Source organism: Kitasatospora sp. NPDC022856, assembly GCF_055561235.1.
The window spans coordinates 22992-45068 of the sequence record NZ_JBVHHE010000043.1; the positions used below are offsets into that span (position 1 = coordinate 22992).

The window sequence follows — 22077 nt, forward strand, 5'->3', positions numbered from 1 at the left end:
GATGACCGTGTCCGACGAGGACAAGCTCCGTAGTTACCTGAAGCGGGCCATCGCAGACGCCCAGGACGCCCGCGCCCGACTGCGCGAGGTGCAGGAGCAGACGGCGGAGCCGGTGGCGATCGTCGGAATGGCGTGCCGCTTCCCGGGGGGTGCGGACACCCCCGAGGAGTTCTGGGAGCTGCTGGCCTCGGGCGGTGACGCGGTGGGCGCCTTCCCGACCGACCGCGGCTGGGACCTGGACGGCGTCTACGACCCGGACGGCGAGCGCGAGGGCACCTCGTACGTGGCGCAGGGGGCGTTCCTGCGGAACGCGACCCGGTTCGACGCCGGGTTCTTCGGCATCTCACCGCGCGAGGCCATGGCGATGGACCCGCAGCAACGGCTCCTGCTGGAGACCTCGTGGGAGGCGCTGGAGCGGGCGGGCATCGACCCGGCGACCCTGCGGGAGAGCGCGACCGGGGTGTTCGCGGGCGGCTTCGCGTCCAACTACGGGATCGGGGTCTCCTGGTCCGCCGAGGCCGGGTCCGGCGTCGAGGGCCACCTGATGACCGGCAACGCGACCAGCGTGCTGTCCGGCCGGGTCTCCTACGCACTGGGCCTGGAGGGCCCGGCGGTGACCATCGACACCGCCTGCTCGTCCTCGCTGGTCGCACTGCACCTGGCGGCCCAGGCGCTGCGCTCGGGCGAGTGCACGCTGGCCCTGGCCGGCGGTGTCACCGTCCTGGTGTCGCCGGGGACCTTCGTGGAGTTCTCGCGGCAGCAGGGGCTGTCGGCGGACGGCCGGTGCCGGGCGTTCTCCGAGGACGCGGACGGCACGGGCTGGGCCGAGGGCGTGGGCATGCTCGTCGTGGAGCGGCTGTCGGACGCGCGCCGCAACGGGCACCGGGTGCTCGCGGTGCTGCGCGGCTCGGCGGTGAACCAGGACGGCGCGTCGAACGGTCTGACCGCGCCGAACGGGCCTTCGCAACGGCGGGTGATCCGCGCCGCGCTGGCGAACGCGCGGCTGTCGGCCGCCGACGTGGACGTGGTGGAGGCGCACGGCACGGGGACCACGCTGGGTGACCCGATCGAGGCGCAGGCGCTGCTGGCCACCTACGGCCGGGAGCGGCCGGAGGGCCGGCCGTTGTGGCTGGGCTCGGTGAAGTCCAACATCGGGCACACCCAGGCGGCCGCCGGGGTGGCGGGCGTGATCAAGATGGTGCTGGCGATGCAGCACGAGGAGCTGCCGAAGACCCTGCACGCCGAGGTGCCGTCCTCGCACGTGGACTGGACGGCCGGTCAGATCGAGCTGCTGACGGCGCCGGTGCCGTGGCCCGCCGGGGAGCGGCCGCGCCGGGCGGCGGTCTCCTCGTTCGGGATCAGCGGCACCAACGCGCACGTCATCGTGGAGGAGGCGCCGGCTCCCGAGACGGCCCGGGCCGAGGCCGTGGCACCGGTGCTGGCGGGTGCCGGTGCGTGGCTGGTGTCGGGCCGGACGGCCGAGAGTCTGACGGCGCAGGCAGGCCGGCTGCGCGCCTGGACGGTGGCGCGTCCGGAGCTGGCGCCGGTGGACGTGGCGTGGTCGCTGGCGGCGACGCGTTCGGCGTTCGAGCACCGGGCCGTGGTGGTGGGCACCGAGCGGGCCGAACTGGTCGGTGGCATCGAAAGCCTGGCCGCCGGGGTCTCCTCGGCCGCGGTGGTGTCGGGCGTGGCGCGGCCGGGTGCCCGGGTGGGTCTGGTCTTCGCCGGTCAGGGTTCGCAGTGGGTCGGCATGGGTCGGGGTCTGTACACGGCGAGCACGGTCTTCGCCGAGAGCTTCGACCGGGTGTGCGGGCTGCTGGAGCTGGAGTTGGGCGTCTCGGTCCGGGACGTCGTGCTCGGCGCCGAGGGTGTGGACGAGGCGCTGGCGCAGCAGACGCTGTACGCGCAGGCCGGGCTGTTCGCCTTCGAGGTGGGCGTCGCGGCGGTGCTGGAGGCCGCGGGTGTGACGCCGGACGCGGTGGTGGGTCATTCGGTGGGTGAGGTCGCGGCCGCGTATGTGGCCGGGGTGCTGGCGCTGCCGGACGCGGTGCGGCTGGTGGCGGCGCGGGCGCGGTTGATGCAGGCGCTGCCGGCGGGCGGGGCGATGGCGGCGGTGAACGCGCCGGAGGCCGAGGTGCTGGCCGAGCTGGTGCCCGGGGTGGTGATCGCCGCGGTGAACGGGCCGGAGTCGGTGGTGGTCTCCGGCTCGGTCGAGGCCGTCGATGAGGTGGTGGAGCTGTGGCGGGAGCGGGGTCGCCGGGTGCGGCGGCTGCGGGTCTCGCACGCCTTCCACTCCCCGGCGATGGACCCGGTGCTGGAGGAACTCACGGCCGTGGCGGATGGGTTGGAGTACCACCGGCCGGCTGTGCTGTGGGCGGGCGCGCTCACCGGTGAGCTGGTCACCGAGCCCGAGGCGGGCTACTGGCCGGCGCAGACCCGCCAGGCGGTGCGCTTCGCGGATGCGGTGGCGACGCTGGCCCGCCAGGGTGTCTCGGTGTTCGTCGAGGTCGGCCCGGACGGGTCGCTCTCCTCACTCGGCCCGGACGCGGTGGCGGGGATCGACGGGGACGAGCCCGTGTTCGTCCCCCTCCAGCGCCGTGACGCGGAGGGCGTCGCGAGTTTCGTCACGGGTCTCGCCCGCGCCTTCGTGCACGGCGTGCCGGTGAACTGGAGTTCGGTTCTGCCGGCCGGGAAGCCTGTCGAGCTGCCCACCTATGCCTTCCGTCAGCAGCGCTTCTGGCCGGAGGGCGTGGTGCCGCTCACGCCGCCGGCGGCGGGCGGCGGCGACGGTGCGGGAACGGCGGGGGAGGCGCGGTTCTGGGCGGCCGTCGAGGACGGGGACCTGGCGAGCATCGCCGACACGCTGGCCATCGAGGACCAGCGGCAGCTCGCCGAGGTCCTGCCGGCGCTGGCGTCCTGGCGGCGCCGCGAGCTGGACCGCCTGGTGACCACGGACTGGCGCTACCGGACGGCCTGGTCGGCCGTGGCGGAGCCCGACGCGCGGGTGCTGTCGGGGACGTGGCTGGTGGTGGTGCCGGCCGGCGCGGGCGAGCAGCCGTGCGCGGCCGCGCTGGCCGCCCGTGGTGCGGAGGTCGTCGTGGTCGAGGTCCCGGCCGGGGCCGTGGACCGGGCCGAGGTGGCCGCGCTGCTGGCCGCGGCGGTCGAGCCTTCCGCCGTCTCCGGTGTGCTGTCACTGCTGGCCCTGGACGAGACGCGCGTGCCGGACCACCCGGGGGTGACCGCCGGGCTGGCGGCCACGCTGGCGCTCGTCCAGGCGCTGGGCGACGCCGGGATCGGCGCGCCGCACTGGCCGGCGACGCGCGGAGCCGTGGCCGCCGGTCCGGGCGAGGCGCTGCCCCACCCGGTGCAGGCGCAGGTCTGGGGGCTCGGCCGGGTCGTCGGTCTGGAACACCCCGAGCGCTGGGGCGGGTTGATCGACCTGCCCGAGGTGCTGGACGACCGGGCCGGTGCCCGGCTGGTCGCGGTGCTGGCCGGTGCCGAGGAGAACGAGGTCGCGATCCGGGCCGACGGGATCCTCGGCCGCCGGCTCAAGCGGGCCGGGCAGACTCGCGACCGGGACCGCTGGTCGCCGCGCGGCAGCGTGCTGATCACCGGCGGTACCGGCGCCATCGCCGGGCACGTGTCGCGGTGGCTGGCCGAGCGCGGAGCCGAGCGGCTGGTGCTGACCAGCCGCTCCGGCCCCGCGGCCGCCGGGGTCGCGGCCACGGCCGCCGAACTGGCCGCCCGGGGTACGGGAGTGGACGTCGTGGCGTGCGACGTCGGCGACCGGTCGGCGCTGACCGGGCTGCTGGCCCGGATCGGGGAGACCGGTCCGGCGCTGTCCTCGGTGCTGCACACCGCCGCGGTGCTGGACGACGGCGTGGTCGACCGCCTCTCGGCAGCGCGCCTGGCGTCCGTGCTCGGGGTGAAGGCCGAAGGCGCGCTGCTGCTCGACGAGTTGACCGCGGACCTCGATCTCGACGCCTTCGTGCTGTTCTCCTCGGCCGCGTCCACGCTGGGCGCCGCCGGTCAGGGCAACTACGCGGCGGCCAACGCCTACCTGGACGCCCTCGCCGAGAACCGCCGCGGCCGCGGCCTGCCGGGCCTGTCGGTCGCGTGGGGCGCCTGGGGCGGCGGCGGGTTCGCCGAGTCCAGCGCGGCGGCCCGGGCGCGGGTCGAGCGCGGCCCGATGCCGCCGCTGGACCCGCAGCTCGCCGCCCGCGCCCTGGGCGGGGCACTGGAGGGGCCGGACGCCGTCGTCACCGTGATGGACGTCGACTGGGCCCAGCTGGCGTCCGCGCAGGGCACGGCGGACCTGCGGGAGGCACCGCTCTTCCGCGAGCTGCCGGAGGTCCGCCGGCTGACCGCCCGGGGCGCCGGGAGCGGGGACGGCACCCGGACCGAGGGTGAACTGCCCCGGCGACTGGCCGGGCTCACCCGGGCCGAGCAGGAGCGGGCGCTCACCGACATCGTCCGGGCCGAGGTGGCCGTCGTGCTCGGGCACGCCTCCGCGGACGCGGTCGAGGACCGGCGGTCGTTCAAGGACCTGGGCTTCGACTCGCTGACCGCCGTCGAACTGCGCAACCGGCTGGGCGTGGCGACCGGCATCCGGCTGCCCGCCACCCTGGTCTTCGACTACCCCACCCCGCTGCTGCTGGCCGGCTACCTGCGGGGCGAACTGACCGGGGACGCGGCCGGACCGGGGCCGGTCCTCGTGGCGGCCGCGGCCGTGGACGAACCGCTGGCGATCGTGGGCATGGCCTGCCGCTTCCCGGGCGGGGCCGGCAGCCCCGAGGAGTTCTGGGAGCTGCTGGTCTCGGGCGGTGACGCGGTGGGCGCCTTCCCGACCGACCGCGGCTGGGACCTGGACGGTGTCTACGACCCGGACGGCGAACGCGAGGGCACCTCGTACGTGGCGCAGGGCGCCTTCGTGCGGGACGCCACGGAGTTCGACGCCGGGTTCTTCGGGATCTCGCCGCGCGAGGCGCTGGCGATGGACCCGCAGCAGCGGCTGCTGCTGGAGACCTCCTGGGAGGCGCTGGAGCGGGCGGGCATCGACCCGGCGGCGCTGCACGGCAGTGCGACGGGCGTCTTCGCCGGCGGCTACGCGTCCGGGTACGGCTTCACCCTGGCGGGTGAGGGCGGGGCCGGTGTCGAGGGCCACCTGCTGACCGGGAACGCGACCAGCGTGCTGTCCGGCCGGGTCTCCTACGTGCTGGGCCTGGAGGGCCCGGCGGTGACCATCGACACCGCGTGCTCGTCCTCGCTGGTCGCACTGCACCTGGCGGCCCAGGCGCTGCGCTCGGGCGAGTGCACGCTCGCGCTGGCCGGTGGTGCCACGGTGATGGCCACGCCCGGCATGTTCATCGACTTCTCGCGGCAGCAGGGGCTGTCGGCCGACGGCCGCTGCCGGGCGTTCTCCGAGGACGCCGACGGGACCGGCTGGGCCGAGGGCGCGGGCATGCTCGTGGTCGAGCGCCTGTCGGACGCGCGCCGCAACGGGCACAAGGTGCTCGCGGTGCTGCGCGGCTCGGCGGTGAACCAGGACGGCGCGTCCAACGGTCTGACGGCGCCGAACGGTCCGTCGCAGCAGCGGGTGATCCGGGCGGCGCTGGCCAGTGGCCGGCTGACCGCCGCGGACGTGGACGTGGTGGAGGCGCACGGGACGGGGACCACGCTGGGCGACCCGATCGAGGCGCAGGCGCTGCTGGCCACCTACGGCCGGGAGCGGCCGGAGGGGCGGCCGTTGCTGCTCGGCTCGGTGAAGTCCAACATCGGGCACACCCAGGCGGCCGCCGGCGTGGCGGGCGTGATCAAGATGATCCTCGCCCTGCAGTACGAGGAGCTGCCGAAGACGCTGCACGCGGACGAGCCCTCCTCGCACGTGGACTGGTCGATGGGTGAGGTGCGGCTGCTGGCCGAGTCGGTGCCGTGGCCGGTGGGGGAGCGGCCGCGCCGGGCGGCGGTCTCCTCGTTCGGGATGAGCGGGACCAACGCGCACGTCATCGTCGAGGAGGCGCCGGCGGTCGTCGAGGCCGCCGAGGTGGTCGAGGCCGTGGCGCCGGTGGTGTCAGGGGCCGGTGCCTGGCTGGTGTCGGGCCAGTCGGCCGAGGGGCTGACGGCGCAGGCGGAGCGGCTGCACGCGTGGGTGTCGGTGCGGCCGTCGGTGGAGCCGGCAGAGATGGCGTGGTCGCTGGCGACGACGCGGTCGGCCTTCGAGCGCCGGTCGGTGGTGGTCGGTACCGACCGCGCGGAGCTGGTCGCGGGCCTGCAGAGTCTGGCGGCCGGTGTGCCGTCGGGGTCGGTGGTGTCGGGTGTGGCGCGGCCGGGTGCGCGGGTGGTGTTCGCGTTCGCGGGGCAGGGTTCGCAGTGGGTGGGGATGGGCCGTGAACTGGCCCTGTCGAGCCCGGTGTTCGCGGCGCGGTTGGCGGAGTGCGAGGCGGCGCTGGCGCCGTATGTGGACTGGTCGCTGGCCGATGTCCTGGCGGGTGTGCCGGAGTTGAAGGCGGCGGATGTCGTCCAGCCGGCGTTGTGGGCGGTGATGGTGTCGCTGGCGGCGGTCTGGGAGGCCGCCGGTGTCACGCCTGCTGCGGTGGTGGGGCATTCGCAGGGCGAGATCGCGGCAGCCACGGTGGCCGGGATGCTCTCCTTGGAGGACGGCGCCCGGGTGGTGGCGCTGCGTTCGCGGTCGCTGAAGGTCCTGGCGGGCCTGGGCGGCATGTTGTCGGTGAGCCGGTCGGCGGCCGTGGTCGAGGAGCGGATCGCCCGGTTCGGTGAGCGGCTGTCGCTGGCGGCTGTCAACGGGCCGTCGGCGGTGGTGGTTTCGGGTGAGCCCGAGGCGCTGGATGAGTTGAAGGCGGAGTTCGAGGCGGAGGGCGTCCGGGCTCGGATGGTCGCGGTGGACTACGCCTCGCACTCGGCGCAGGTGGACCGCCTCGAAGCGGAGATCACCGAGGTTCTCGCGGCGGTGGCTCCGCGTCGGGGCCGGGTGCCGATGGTGTCCGCGATGACCGGTGAGACGCTGACCGGTGAGGAGCTGGACGCCGCATACTGGTACGGCAGCCTGCGGGCGACGGTGCACTTCGACCGCGCGGTGCGCACGCTGGCGGGTCAGGGGCACCAGCTGTTCGTCGAGGTGACTCCGCACCCGGTGCTGCTGGGCGCGATGAACGACACGCTCGAAGAGGTCGCCCAGGAGGCCGGCCCGGGCATCGTGCCCGCCGCGGTCTGCGGCACGCTGCGCCGTGACGAGGGCGGCGTGACCCGGCTGGTCACCTCGCTCGCCGAGGCCTTCGTGCAGGGCGCTCCGGTGGACTGGCGCACCGTCCTCCCCGCCGCCGAGCGGGTCGAGCTGCCGACGTACGCCTTCCAGCGCGAGCGGTACTGGCCGCAGGGGATGCTGCCCCTGTCGCCGGTGGGTGCGGGCCGGGACGCGGCGTCGCTGGGCCTGGGCGCGGTGGACCATCCGCTGCTGGGCGCGGCGGTCGAACTGGCCGGCGGCGCGGGCCTGGTCTGCACCGGGCGGCTCTCCGTGCGCACCCACCCCTGGCTGGCCGACCACACGGTGGGCGGGACGGTGCTGCTGCCGGGGACCGGCTTCGTCGAGCTGGTGGTCCGGGCCGGTGACCAGGTGGGCTGCGGCCTCCTGGAGGAACTGACGCTCCAGGCCCCGCTGGTCCTGCCCGCCGACGGCGGCGGGGTCCAGGTCCAGGTGGTGCTGGCCGACGCGGACTCCGAGGGTCGCCGCGCGGTCGAGGTGTTCTCCCGCCCCGACGTGTCCGACCCGCAGCAGGACTGGACGCGGCACGCGAGCGGAGCGGTGGCCCCGGCCCCGGCGGAGCGGCCGGCCCCCGGGGAGCTGTCGGTCTGGCCGCCGGAGGGCGCGACCGCGCTCGACGTCGGCGAGGTGTACGCCGTCCGGCTGGCGGAGGTGTACGGTCCGGCGTTCCACGGGCTGCGGGCCGCCTGGCGGCGCGGTGAGGACGTCTTCGCCGAGGTGGCGCTGCCGGAGCCGGTGGCGCGCGAGGCGGGTGCGTTCGGGCTGCACCCGGCGCTGCTCGACGCGGCCCTGCACGCCGCGCTGCTGGAGGACACGGCCCCGGCGGACGCGGACGGCGGGCCGGGCGAGGTCCGGATGCCGTTCGCCTGGACGGGCGTCGAGCTGCACGCGAGCGGGGCGACCGTCCTGCGGGCGCGGCTGCGGCGGGACGCCCGGGGCGCGCTGGCGCTGACGGCCGTGGACCCGGCGGGCTCCCCGGTGGTGTCGGTGGAGTCGCTGGTCAGCCGGCCGGTGTCGGCCGCGCAGCTGCGGGCCGCCGACAGCGGGGTGTCGGACGCGCTGTTCGTGGAGGAGTGGGCCCCGGTGGCCGAGGTCCCGGTGGCCGAGGTGCCGACCGGGGACTGGGCGCTGATCGGCGCCGACCGGTTCGGTCTGGTCGAGGCGCTGGCCGCGGCCGGTGTGCCGGTCCGGTCCTTCACCGGTCCGGCCGAGGCGGCCGAGGCCGAGCCGCAGGTCGTGCTGGTCTGTGCGGGGGCCGAGGAGGCCGAGGACGGCGACGTGGCCGGGGCCGCCCGCCGCCGCACCGCCGACGCGCTGGCGCTGGCCCAGGAGTGGCTGGCCGAGGAGCGCCTGGAGAACGCCCGGCTGGTGGTCGTCACCCGGGGCGGCGTGGCCGCCGGGGAGGGCGAGGCCGTGGCCGACCTGGCCGCCGCCGCCGTCCGGGGTCTGCTGCGCTCGGCGCAGTCGGAGAACCCCGGCCGGCTGGTCCTGGTGGACCTGCCCGCCACCGGTACGGCCGAGCGGATCACCGTTCTCCCGGGCGCCCTCGCCACCGGCGAACCGGAGCTGGCCCTCCGTGACACGGCCGTGCTGGGCCGGCGGCTGGGCCGTCCGTCCGGCGCTGGAGCAGCGGTTGAACGCCTCGCGGGCCGCGCGGCCGACGGCCCGCGGACGCTCCTGGTGACCGGTGGGACGGGCACCCTGGGCGGCCTGGTGGCCCGGCACCTGGTGGTGACCGGGCAGGTCAACGGCGTCGTGCTGACCAGCCGTTCGGGCCCCGCCGCCCCCGGCGTGGCCGCACTGGCGGCCGAGCTGGCGCAGCTGGGCGCCCCGGTCCGGATCGTGGCGTGCGACGTGGCGGACCGGGACGCGCTGGCCGCGCTGCTGGCCACGATCCCGGCCGACCGCCCGCTGGGCTCCGTCTTCCACGCCGCCGGGATCATCGACGACGGCGTGATCGGCACCCTCACCGCCGACCGGCTGGCGGCGGTCATGCGGCCGAAGGTCGATGCCGCCTGGCACCTGCACGAACTCACCCGGGACCTGGACCTGGCGCACTTCGTCCTGTTCTCCTCGGCCGCCGCCGTCTTCGGCGCACCGGGGCAGGGCAACTACGTCGCCGCCAACTCCTTCCTGGACGCGCTGGCCGGGTACCGCCGGGCCGCCGGCCTGGCGGGCCTGTCGCTGGCCTGGGGCCCCTGGGTGCACGAGGCGGGCATCGGCCGGGAGCTGGGCGAGCGGCTGCTGACCCGGATCAGCCGGTCCGGGGTCGCGGCGCTGGGCGCGGACGAGGGCCTGGCCGTGCTGGACGAGGCGCTCACCCGCGGCGAGGCCGTCCTGGTGCCGGCCCGGCTGGACCTGGCGGACCTGCGGGCGCGGGCCGCCCGCAGCGGGGACGTCCCGCCGCTGTGGCGGGCGCTGGCCGGTGGCCGGGTCCGGCGGGCCGCCGCCGCGGCCGGGACCGGGGCCGAGGCCGGCGAGGCGCTGCGGCATCGGCTGGCCGGGCTCTCCGGCCAGGACCGTGACCGGGCGCTGCTGGACCTGGTCCGGGCGCACGTGGCCGCAGTGCTCGGGCACGCCTCCGCCGAGGCGGTCGAGCCCACCCGGGCCTTCACCGACCTGGGCTTCGACTCGCTGACCGCGGTGGAGCTCCGGAACCGGCTGCGGACCGAGACCGGGCTGCGGCTGCCGGCCACGCTGGTCTTCGACCACCCCACCCCCGTCGCGCTGGCCGCGCTGCTGCGCGGCGAGCTCGCGGGCGGCCTGCCCGCCGCGGCCCCGACGGTCCGGCCGTCCGCCGCGGTGGCGGACGAGCCGATCGCGATCGTCGGCATGGCCTGCCGGTTCCCCGGCGGCGCCGCCGGCCCGGAGGAGCTGTGGGAGCTGCTGGCCTCGGGCCGGGACGCGATCGGCCCGTTCCCGCAGGACCGCGGCTGGGACCTCGACGCCCTGTACGACCCGGACACCGAGCACGCCGGGACGTCCTACACCCGCGAGGGCGGCTTCGTCCGGGACGTCAGCGGCTTCGACCCGGCGTTCTTCGGGATCTCGCCGCGCGAGGCGCTGGCGATGGACCCGCAGCAGCGGCTGCTCCTCGAAGTGTCCTGGGAGGCCTTCGAGCGGGCCGGGATCGACCCGGCCGCCCTGCGCGGCAGCCTGACCGGCGCCTTCGTCGGCGGCTACGGGTCTGGGTACGCCGGGATGAGCCTCGAAGGCGAGTCCGAGTTCGAGGGCATCGACGGGCATGTGATGACCGGGAACGCGACCAGCGTGCTCTCGGGCCGGCTGTCCTACACCTTCGGCCTGGAGGGGCCCGCCGTCACGATGGACACGGCGTGCTCCTCGTCGCTGGTGGCGCTGCACCTGGCCTGCCAGTCGGTCCGGGCGGGGGAGTGCTCGCTCGCGCTCGCGGGCGGCATCACCGTCATGGCGGCCCCGGACGGCTTCATCGCCTTCTCCCAGGCGCGCGGGCTGGCCGTGGACGGCCGGTCCAAGGCGTTCGCCGCGTCCGCCGACGGGATGGGCATGGCCGAGGGCGTCGGCATGCTCGTGGTGGAGCGGTTGTCCGACGCGCGCCGCAACGGGCACCCGGTGCTCGCGGTGGTGCGCGGTTCGGCGATCAACCAGGACGGCGCGTCCAACGGCCTCACCGCCCCCAACGGGCCTTCGCAGCAGCGGGTGATCCGGGCCGCGCTGGCCAGTGGCGGGCTGACGGCCGCCGACGTGGACGCGGTCGAGTCGCACGGCACGGGCACCAAGCTCGGCGACCCGATCGAGGCCCAGGCGCTGCTGGCGACCTACGGGCAGGACCGCCCCGAGGACCGTCCGGTCTGGCTGGGGTCGGTGAAGTCCAACCTCGGGCACACCCAGGCGGCCGCCGGGGTGGCCGGGGTGATGAAGATGCTGCTGGCGCTCCAGCACGAGGAACTGCCGCGGACGCTGCACGTGGACGAGCCGTCTCCGCACATCGACTGGTCGGCCGGGCACGTGCGGCTGCTCACCGAGCCGGTGCCGTGGCGGGCGAACGGGCGGCCGCGCCGGGCGGGCGTCTCCTCGTTCGGGATCAGCGGCACCAACGCGCACATCATCCTGGAGGAGGCACCGGCGGCCGGGGCGGCCGACGCCGTCGAGCCCGCGGCGCCGGCGCCGTCCGGGGCCGGCGCGTGGGTGCTGTCGGGCCGCTCGCCCAAGGCGCTGGCGGGCCAGGCGGGCCGGCTGCGCGAGTGGGTGGCCGCCCGGCCCGGGGCGGAGCCGGCCGATCTGGCCTGGTCGCTGGTCGCGACCCGGTCGCTGTTCGAGCACCGGGCCGTGGTCGTGGGCGGGGACGGCGCGGAGCTGGCGGCCGGGCTGGAGAGCCTGGCGGCGGGCGTGTCCGCGGGGTCGGTGGTGTCGGGGGTGGCCCGGGCCGACGCGCGGCCGGTGTTCGCCTTCCCCGGCCAGGGCTCGCAGTGGGTCGGGATGGGCCGTGAACTGGCCGCGGTGAACCCGGTGTTCGCGGCACGGTTGGCGGAGTGCGAGGCGGCGCTGGCGCCGTATGTGGACTGGTCGCTGGGTGAGGTCCTGGCGGGCGCCGAGGGCGCGCCGGAGTTGAAGGCGGCGGATGTCGTCCAGCCGGCGTTGTGGGCGGTGATGGTCTCGCTGGCGGCGGTCTGGGAGGCCGCCGGGGTGGCGCCCGAGGCGGTGGTCGGCCACTCGCAGGGCGAGATCGCCGCGGCGACCGTGGCGGGGATGCTGTCGCTGGAGGACGGCGCCCGCGTCGTGGCGCTGCGCTCGCGGTCGTTGAAGGTGCTGGCCGGGCTCGGCGGGATGTTGTCGGTGAGCCGGAGTGCCGCGGTGGTCGAGGAGCGGATCGCCCGGTTCGGTGAGCGGCTGGCGCTGGCGGCCGTCAACGGGCCGTCCGCGGTGGTGGTTTCGGGCGAGCCCGAGGCCCTGGAGGAGCTGAAGGCGGAGTTCGAGGCCGAGGGCGTGCGCGCCCGGATGGTCGCGGTGGACTACGCGTCGCACAGTGCGCAGGTCGAGCGGCTGGAAGCGGAGATCACGTCCGTGCTGGCCGCGGTGGAACCGCGCCCGGGCCGGATCCCGATGGTGTCCGCGATGACCGGGGAGACGCTGACCGGTGAGGAGTTGGACGCCGCCTACTGGTACGGCAGCCTGCGCGCCACGGTGCACTTCGACCGGGCGGTGCGCACGCTCGCCGGTCAGGGGCACCGGGTGTTCGTCGAGGTCTCCCCGCACCCGGTGCTGCTCGGCGCGATGACCGAGTCCCTGGAGGAGGTCGCGCAGCAGGCGGGCGCGGCCGCCGTGCCCGCCGCCGTCTGCGGCACCCTGCGGCGTGACGACGGCGGCGCCCAGCGCCTGCTGACCTCGCTCGCCGAGGCCTTCGTGAACGGCGCGGCCGTCGACTGGACGGCCGTCCTCCCGGCCGGCCGGCGGGTGGACCTGCCGACGTACGCCTTCCGGCACGACCGCTTCTGGCCGAAGGTCCCGTCGGCGCTGCCGGCGGGCGGCCCGGCCACCGGCCGGGACGGGGCGGCCACACCGGCCGAGTCCGCGTTCTGGGCGGCCGTCGAGGGCGGCGACCTGGAGCAGCTCGCGGACACCCTGGCGATCGAGGACGGACGCGAGCTGCTCGGCGAACTGCTGCCCGCGCTGACGACGTGGCGGCGCCACGACCTGGACCGCTCGACCACCGCGAGCTGGCGCTACCGGATGGGCTGGGCACCGGTCGCCGAGCCCGACCCGGGCGTGCTCACCGGCACCTGGCTCGTCGCGGTGCCCGAGGCGGACACCGCCGGCGACCTGGCGCAGGGCTGCGCGGTCGCGCTGGGTGTGCGGGGGGCCGAGGTCGTGCCGGTCGAGGTCCCGGCCGGGACGACGGACCGTGCCGTCCTGTCCGCGCTGCTCGCCCGGGCGCTCCGGGAGGCGGGCGCGGAGCCGTCCGGCGTGACCGGCGTGCTGTCGCTGCTGGCGCTGGACGGGACACCGCTGCCGGACCACCCGGTGGTGACCGGCGGGCTGGCCGCCACCCTGACCCTCATCCAGGCGCTCGGCGACGCCGGGATCGAGGCACCGCTCTGGCCGGCCACCCGCGGCGCGGTCGCGGCCACGCCCGGCGAGCTGCCGACCGCTCCGGCGCAGGCACAGGTCTGGGGCCTCGGCCGGGTCGTCGGCCTGGAGCACCCGGACCGCTGGGGCGGTCTGATCGACCTGCCCGAGGTGCTGGACGACCGGGCCGGCGCCCGGCTGGTCGCGGTGCTCGCCGGCTGCGGCGAGGACCAGGTCGCCATCCGCCCGGCCGGGATGCTGGGCCGCCGGATGAGCCGGGCCGCCGGGGTGCGGGCCGGTGAGGACCGCTGGACCCCGCGCGGCAGCGTGCTGATCACCGGCGGCACCGGCGCCATCGCCGGGCACGTGGCCCGCTGGCTGGCCGAAGGGGGCGCGCCGCGCGTCGTGCTGACGGGCCGTTCCGGCCCGGCGGCCGCCGGGGTCGCGGCCACGGTCGCCGAACTGGCGGAGCGCGGCACCGCGGTGGACGTCGTCTCCTGCGACGTGAGCGACCGCGCGGCGCTGGCCGGGCTGGTGGACCGGATCGGGAAGACCGGTCCGGCGCTGTCCTCGGTGCTGCACACCGCCGCCGTCCTGGACGACGGCGTGGTCGACCGCCTCACCCCGGCCCGACTGGAGACGGTGCTGGCCGCCAAGGCCGCGAGCGCCGCCCACCTCGACGAGCTGACCGCCGACCTGGACCTGGACGCCTTCGTGCTGTTCTCCTCCGCGGCGTCGACCCTCGGCTCCGCCGGGCAGGGCAACTACGCGGCCGCCAACGCCCACCTCGACGCCCTGGCCGAGAACCGGCGGGCCCGCGGGCTGACCGGTCTGTCGGTGGCCTGGGGTCAGTGGGGCGGCGGCGGCCTGGCGGAGTCCAAGGAGGCGATCCGGGAGCGGATGAAGAAGCTCCCGATGTCGGCGATGGACCCGCAGCTGGCGGTCCGGGCCCTGGACGAGTCGCTGCGCGGCCCCGACGCCGTGGTGACGGTGATGGACGTGGACTGGGCCCTGCTGGCGCAGACCGCGGTGGACCTGCCGAAGGCCCCGCTGGTGCGGGACCTGCCGGAGGTCCGCCGGATCGCCACCGCCGCCGCCGCCCGGCCCGCCGAGGCGGCCGGCGCGGGGGAGGGCGAGCTGGGCCGGCGGCTGGCGGGCCTGGACCGGGCCGAGCAGGAGCGGCTGCTGTCGGACCTCGTACGGGCCGAGGCGGCCGTGGTCCTGGGCCACGTGTCGGCGGACGGCGTCCAGGCCCAGCAGGCCTTCAAGGACCTCGGGTTCGACTCGCTGACCGCGGTGGAGATCCGCAACCGGTTGAACACCGCGACCGGACTGCGGGTGCCCGCTACGTTGATTTTCGACTACCCCACCCCGGTGGCGGTGGCCGCCTGGCTGCGCACCGAACTCGCCCCGGACGAGGCGGACTCGGTGCCGGTGCTCGACGACCTCGACCGGCTCGAATCCAGCCTGTCCGGTCCGGCACCCGACCAGGACACGAGCGAGCGAATCACGAGGCGGCTGCAGAGCATTCTGTCGAAGTGGATCGAGAAGCAGGGCGAAGCGGAATCCGGCAGCGGCGAGGTTGAACTCGAATCGGCGACACCCGACCAGGTGTTTGAGTTTCTCGACAAGGAACTTGGTCTGTCCAACTAGTTACTTCGCGCTAATTGACGGCATGTTTTGGTAAGGGGTCACTGTGGATAACCAAGAGAAACTCTTCGACTACCTCAAGAAGACCGCGGCCGAGCTCCAGGAGACGCGCAAGCGCCTGCACAAGCTGGAGGCCGGCGAGTACGAGCCGCTGGCGATCGTCGGCATGGCGTGCCGCTACCCGGGCAACGTGGAGACCCCGGAGGACCTCTGGGAGCTGCTGGCGGCCGGCGGTGACGCGGTGGGCGAGTTCCCCACCGACCGCGGCTGGGACCTGGAGAGCATCTACGACCCGGACCCGGAGAAGTCCGGCCGGTCGTACACCCAGTCCGGGGCCTTCGTGAAGGACGCCAGCGGATTCGACGCCGCGTTCTTCGGGATCAGCCCGCGGGAAGCCGTCGCGATGGACCCGCAGCAGCGCCTGCTGCTCGAAGTCGCCTGGGAGGCGCTGGAGCGCGCGGGAATCGACGCGGGAACGCTGAAGGGCAGCCGGACGGGCGTCTTCGTCGGTGGTTTCACCTCGAACTACCTGGTGAACCTGGAGCTGGCGGAAGGGGGCACGGCCGGGCTGGAAGGCCACATGATGACCGGCAACCTGACCGCCGTGCTCTCCGGCCGGGTCTCCTACGTCATGGGCCTGGAGGGCCCCGCCGTCACGGTGGACACGGCGTGCTCCTCCTCGCTGGTCGCGCTGCACCTGGCCTGCCAGGCGATCCGCGCCGGGGAGTGCTCGATGGCACTCGCCGGCGGTGTGACCGTGCTGGCGCAGCCCGGCATGTTCGTCGAGTTCTCCCGCCAGCAGGGCCTGTCGGTGGACGGCCGCTGCCGCGCCTTCTCCGACGACGCGAACGGCACCGGCTGGGCCGAGGGCACCGGCATGCTCGTCGTGGAGAAGCTCTCCGACGCGCGCCGCAACGGGCACAAGGTGCTCGCGGTGATCCGTGGCTCGGCGATCAACCAGGACGGCGCGTCCAACGGTCTGACCGCCCCCAACGGCCCCTCGCAGCAGCGGGTGATCCGCGCCGCGCTGGAGAGCTCCCGGCTGTCCGCCGCCGACATCGACGCGGTGGAGGCCCACGGCACGGGCACCAAGCTCGGCGACCCGATCGAGGCCCAGGCGCTGCTGGCGACGTACGGCCAGGAGCGCGGCGGCGGGCAGCCGCTCTGGCTGGGGTCGGTGAAGTCCAACCTCGGACACACCCAGGCCGCCTCCGGGGTGGCCGGCGTGATCAAGATGGTGATGGCGCTGCGCAACGGCCGGTTGCCGCGGACGCTGCACGTCAACGAGCCCACCCCGCACGTCGACTGGTCCGCCGGTGAGGTGGAGCTGCTGACCGAGTCCGTCCCGTGGCCGGCCGGCGAGCGGGTCCGCCGCGCGGGCGTGTCGTCCTTCGGCGGCAGCGGCACCAACGCCCACCTGATCCTGGAGGAGGCACCCGCCGAGGAGGACGCGGCCGAGCCGGTGGAGGCCGCGCCGCGGGTCGTCTCGGGCGCCGGCGCCTGGCCGGTGTCGGGCCGCTCGGCCGAGGGGCTGGCGGCGCAGGCCGGCCGGCTGCGGGACTGGGTGGCGGCGCGGCCGGAGGCGGAGCCCGCGAACGTGGCGTGGTCGCTGGCGACCATGCGCGCGACCTTCGAGCACCGCGCCGTGGTCGTGGGCGGGGACCGCGAGGAGCTGGCGGCCGGGCTGGAGAGCCTGGCCGACGGCGTGCCCAGCGGCGCCGTCGTCGCGGGCGTGGCCCGGGCCGACGCGCGGCCGGTCTTCGTCTTCCCCGGTCAGGGTTCGCAGTGGCTCGGCATGGGCCAGGAGTTGGCGCGGTCGAGCCCGGTGTTCGCGGCGCGCCTCGCGGAGTGCGAGGCGGCGCTGGCGCCGTATGTGGACTGGTCGCTGGGTGAGGTCCTGGCGGGCGCCGAGGGCGCGCCGGAGCTGAAGGCGGCGGATGTCGTCCAGCCCGCGCTGTGGGCCGTGATGGTCTCGCTGGCGGCGGTCTGGGAGGCCGCCGGGGTGGCGCCCGAGGCGGTGGTCGGCCACTCGCAGGGCGAGATCGCCGCGGCGACCGTGGCGGGGATGCTGTCGCTGGAGGACGGCGCCCGGGTGGTGGTGCTGCGTTCGAAGTCGTTGAAGGTGCTGGCCGGGCTCGGCGGGATGCTGTCGGTGAGCCGGAGTGCCGCGGTGGTCGAGGAGCGGATCGCCCGGTTCGGTGAGCGGCTGGCGCTGGCGGCCGTCAACGGGCCGTCGGCGGTGGTGGTTTCGGGCGAGCCCGAGGCGCTGGAGGAGCTGAAGGCGGAGTTCGAGGCCGAGGGCGTGCGCGCCCGGATGGTCGCGGTGGACTACGCCTCGCACAGTGCGCAGGTCGAGCGGCTGGAAGCGGAGATCACGTCCGTGCTGGCCGCGGTGGAACCGCGCCCGGGCCGGATCCCGATGGTGTCCGCGATGACCGGGGAGACGCTCACCGGTGAGGAGTTGGACGCCGCCTACTGGTACGGCAGCCTGCGCGCCACGGTGCACTTCGACCGGGCGGTGCGCACGCTCGCCGGCCAGGGGCACCGGGTGTTCGTCGAGGTCTCCCCGCACCCGGTGCTGCTCGGCGCGATGACGGAGTCGCTGGAGGAGGTCACCCAGGAGGCCGGGCCGGGCGCGGTGCCCGCCGCCGTCTGCGGCACCCTGCGCCGTGACGACGGCGGTGCGACCCGCCTGGTCACCTCCTTCGCCGAGGCCTTCGTCAGCGGCGCGGCCGTCGACTGGGCCGCCGTGCTCCCGGCCGGACCGGGAGTGGACCTGCCGACCTACGCCTTCCAGCACGAACGGTTCTGGCCCAAGGGCACGCTGGGCGAGCTGCGCTCCGCGCGCCCGGGAGGCGGCGACGCGCTGTCGCTCGGCCTGGGCGCGGTGGGCCACCCCATGCTCGGCGCGGTGGTGGAACTGGCCGGTGGCGCGGGCCTGGTGTGCATGGGCCGGGTGTCGCTGCGCACGCACGCCTGGCTGGCCGACCACGCCGTCGGCGGCGTCGTCCTGCTGCCCGGCACCGGCTTCGTGGAGCTCGCGGTGCGCGCCGGTGACCAGGTGGGCTGCGGCCTGCTGGAGGAACTGACGCTGCACGCACCGCTGGTGCTGCCCGCCGACCGCGGCGGGGTCCAGCTCCAGGTGGTCGTGGCCGCGCCCGACGCCGAGGGCCGCCGCGGGGTCGAGGTGTTCTCCCGCCCCGAGGAGACGGCCGCCCCGCAGGCCTGGGTCCTGCACGCGAGCGGTGTGGTCGCCCCCGCCACCGCGGCCGGGCGGACCGACGAGGACTTCCTGGTGTGGCCGCCGAAGGACGCCGCACCGGTGGACATCACCGACGTGTACGCGGTGCACCTCGCCGAGGTGTACGGCCCGACGTTCCACGGCCTGCGGGCCGCCTGGCGCCGGGGCGAGGACGTCTTCGCCGAGGTGGCGCTGCCCGAGGAGGCGGCGGCCGAGGCCGGCGCGTTCGGCCTGCACCCGGCGCTGCTCGACGCCGCCCTGCACGCCTCGCTGCTGGCGGAGCCGGTCGTCGAGGCCGAGCCGGGCCAGGTGCCGATGCCGTTCGCGTGGACCGGCGTCGAGCTGCACGCCGGTGGCGCGTCGGTGCTGCGGGTGCGGCTGCGCCAGGACGCCCAGGGCGGTGTGTCGCTGACCGCCGCGGACGCCACCGGCGCACCCGTGGTGTCGGTGGGGTCGCTGGTGAAGCGACTCGTCGCGATGGACCAGCTGCGCTCCGCGCAGAACGAGTTGAACGACTCGCTGTTCGTCCAGGAGTGGACCGAGGTGCCCGCCGGCGCCGCCCCGGCCGGCGAGTGGGCGCTGATCGGCGCCGACCGCTTCGGGCTGGTCGACGAGCTGGGCGCCGCCGCTGTGCCGGTGCGCGCCTTCGCCGGCATCGCCGAGCTGGCCGCCGCCGTCGAGACGGGCGAGGCCGCTCCCGGCACCGTCCTGCTGTGCGCGGACGCCCTGCTCGGCGGGGACGCGGACCAGGGCGCCGGCCTCCCGGACACGGTGCGCCGGGCCGGTGCCGAGGCACTGCGGCTGGTGCGCGAGTGGCTGGACGAACCACGCCTGGACACCGCGCGGTTGGTGGTCGTCACCCGGGGCGCCGTGGACGCCGGCGGCGAGGCGGTGACGGACCTGGCGGCGGCCTCCGTACGGGGGCTGCTGCGGTCCGCCCAGGCCGAGAACCCGGGCCGGCTGGTCCTGGCCGACCTCCCGGCCGTCGAGGACGGCGCCCGAAGCGCGCTGCTGACCACCGTGGTCGGCGGCGACGAGCCCGAGCTGGCGATCCGCGGCGAGGCCGCCTACGGCCGGCGCCTGACCCGCCCCTCGGGCGAGCTGGAGCCGGTCATCTGGCCGGCCGACCCGGTGGCCGACCCGGCGGCGCGTTCGCTGCTGGTGACGGGCGGCACCGGGACGCTGGGCGGGCTGGTCGCCAAGCACCTGGTGGCGACCGGCCGGGCCGGTGGTGTAGTGCTGACCAGCCGCTCCGGCCCGGCCGCCGCCGGAGCCGCCGCGCTGGCGGCCGAGCTGGCGGAGCTGGGCGTCTGGGTCCGGATCGTCGCGTGCGACGCGGCTGACCGGGACGCGCTGGCCGAGGTGCTGGACCGGATCCCGGCCGAGAACCCGCTGGGCTCCGTGGTCCACTCGGCGGGCGTCGTCGACGACGGCGTGATCGCGTCGCTGACGCCGGAGCGGCTGACGGCCGTCATGCGGCCGAAGGTCGACGCGGCCTGGAACCTGCACGAGCTGACGGCCGGGCTGGACCTGGAGCGCTTCGTCCTGTTCTCGTCCGCGGCCTCCACCTTCGGCGCGGCCGGCCAGGCCAGCTACGTGGCGTCGAACTCCTTCCTGGACGCCCTGGCCGGGTACCGCCGGGCCGCCGGCCTCGCGGGGATGTCGCTGCAGCTCGGCCCGTGGATGCACGAGGCGGGCATCGGCCGGAACCTGGACCGGACCTCGCTGTCGCGGATCGACCGCGGCTTCGTCCCGCTCGGCGCCGAGGACGGCCTGGTCGTCCTGGACGTGGCGCTGGCCCGGGACGAGGCGGTGCTGATGCCCGCCCGCCTCGATCTGGCGGCGCTGCGGGCGCAGGCCGCCGGCAGCGCGGACGTCCCGCCGCTGTGGCGCACGCTGGCCGGGGTGTCCGTCCGGCGCACGGCCGTCTCGGCCGCCGCCACCGGCACCGGCGCCGACGCGGCCGAGGCGCTCCGGCGCCGGCTCGCGGCGGTCTCCGGCCCCGAGCGGGACCGGGTGCTGCTGGACCTCGTCCTCGCCCATGTCGCCGCCACGCTGGGGCACGCCTCGGCGGACGCGATCGACACCGGCCGCCCGTTCACCGACGTCGGCTTCGACTCGCTGACCGCCGTCGAGCTGCGCAACCGCCTGAACGCCGAGACCGGCCTGCGGCTGCCCGCGACGCTGGTCTTCGACTACCCCACCCCGACCGCGCTCGCCACGCTGCTGCGCGGCGAGCTGGCGGGCGACCTGCCCGCCGTCGCGGCACCCGCGGCGCCGGTGGCCACCGGCGCCGCGGACGAGCCCATCGCGATCGTCGGCATGGCCTGCCGCTTCCCCGGCGGCGCGGCCAGCCCGGAGGAGCTGTGGCGCCTGCTGGCCTCGGGCTCGGACGCGATCGGCCCGTTCCCGCGCGACCGCGGCTGGGACTTGGAGAGCCTCTACCCGGACACCGACCCGCACGGCGAGTCGTACACCCAGGCCGGCGGCTTCGTCCAGGACGCCAGCGCCTTCGACGCGGGGTTCTTCGGCATCTCGCCGCGTGAGGCGCTGGCGATGGACCCGCAGCAGCGGCTGCTGCTGGAGACCTCCTGGGAGGCGTTCGAGCGGGCCGGGATCGACCCCGCGACGCTGCGCGGCAGCCAGACCGGCGCCTTCGTCGGCGGCTACAGCTCCCGGTACGCGACCGACGTCCAACTGGAGGGCACCGAGGTCGTCGAGGGCCACCTGGTGACCGGGAACGCGACCAGCGTGCTCTCGGGCCGGCTGTCCTACACCTTCGGCCTGGAGGGCCCGGCGGTCACGGTGGACACGGCGTGCTCCTCCTCGCTGGTGGCGCTGCACCTGGCCGCCCAGGCGCTGCGTTCCGGTGAGTGCTCGCTCGCCCTGGCCGGCGGGGCCACCGTCACCGCCACCCCCGGGGTGTTCGTGGCCTTCGCCAAGGCCGGCGGCATCTCGATGGACGGGCACTGCAAGTCCTTCGCCGCGGCGGCCGACGGCTCCGGCTTCGCCGAGGGCGCGGGCATGCTCGTGGTGGAGCGGCTGTCGGACGCGCGGCGCAACGGGCACAAGGTGCTCGCGGTGATCCGCGGTTCGGCGATCAACCAGGACGGCGCGTCCAACGGTCTGACCGCCCCCAACGGCCCCTCCCAGCAGCGGGTGATCCGCGCGGCGCTGGCCAGCGCCCGGGTGTCGCCCGCCGACGTGGACGTGGTCGAGGCGCACGGTTCGGCGACCACGCTGGGCGACCCGATCGAGGCACAGGCGCTGATCGCCACCTACGGCCAGGACCGGCCGGAGGGCCGGCCGCTGTGGCTGGGCTCGGTGAAGTCGAACATCGGGCACACCCAGGCCGCGGCCGGTGTGGCCGGGGTGATGAAGATGGTGCTGGCGCTGCAGAACGAGCAGCTCCCGCAGACGCTGCACGTGGACGAGCCGACCCCGCACGTGGACTGGTCGGCGGGCGAGGTGCGGCTGCTGACCGAGCCGGTGGCGTGGCCCACCGGCGAGCACGTCCGCCGGGCCGGTGTGTCCGGCTTCGGGATGAGCGGTACCAACGTGCACGTCATCCTGGAGGAGGCGCCGGCCGCGGTCGCCGAGGAGGCGGACGCCCTGGACGAGCCGGCCGGTGAGGCCGGGGCGGTGGCGGTGCTGGAGCCGGCCGGGCCGGTGGCGTGGCCGGTGTCGGCGCAGTCGTCGGAGGCGTTGGCGGCTCAGGCGGATCGGCTTCGGGAGTGGGTGTCGGCGCGGTCGTCGGTGGATCCGGTGGGTGTGGCGTGGTCGTTGGCGGCGACGCGGTCGGTGTTCGAGCACCGGGCGGTGGTGGTCGGTGGCGGTCGTGAGGAGCTGGTGTCGGGGCTGG

2 protein-coding genes and 2 pseudogenes are annotated in these 22077 nt (G+C 76.0%); all 4 read left to right on the plus strand.

The window, feature by feature from the left end; translation table 11 throughout:
• Window positions 1–7 precede the first annotated feature (7 nt).
• Entirely contained in the window at window positions 8–14977 is a 14970-nt protein-coding gene (locus tag ACZ34W_RS32990) for a type I polyketide synthase (protein ID WP_465609404.1), read from the plus strand.
• 43 nt (window positions 14978–15020) lie between these two features.
• Window positions 15021–16619: pseudogene (locus tag ACZ34W_RS32995) on the plus strand (type I polyketide synthase); the annotation flags it as partial.
• 150 nt (window positions 16620–16769) lie between these two features.
• Window positions 16770–18614: pseudogene (locus ACZ34W_RS33000) on the plus strand (acyltransferase domain-containing protein); the annotation flags it as partial.
• A gap of 78 nt (window positions 18615–18692) precedes the next feature.
• On the plus strand, window positions 18693–22077 hold a 3385-nt coding region (locus ACZ34W_RS33005), incomplete at its 3' end, for a type I polyketide synthase (protein ID WP_465609406.1).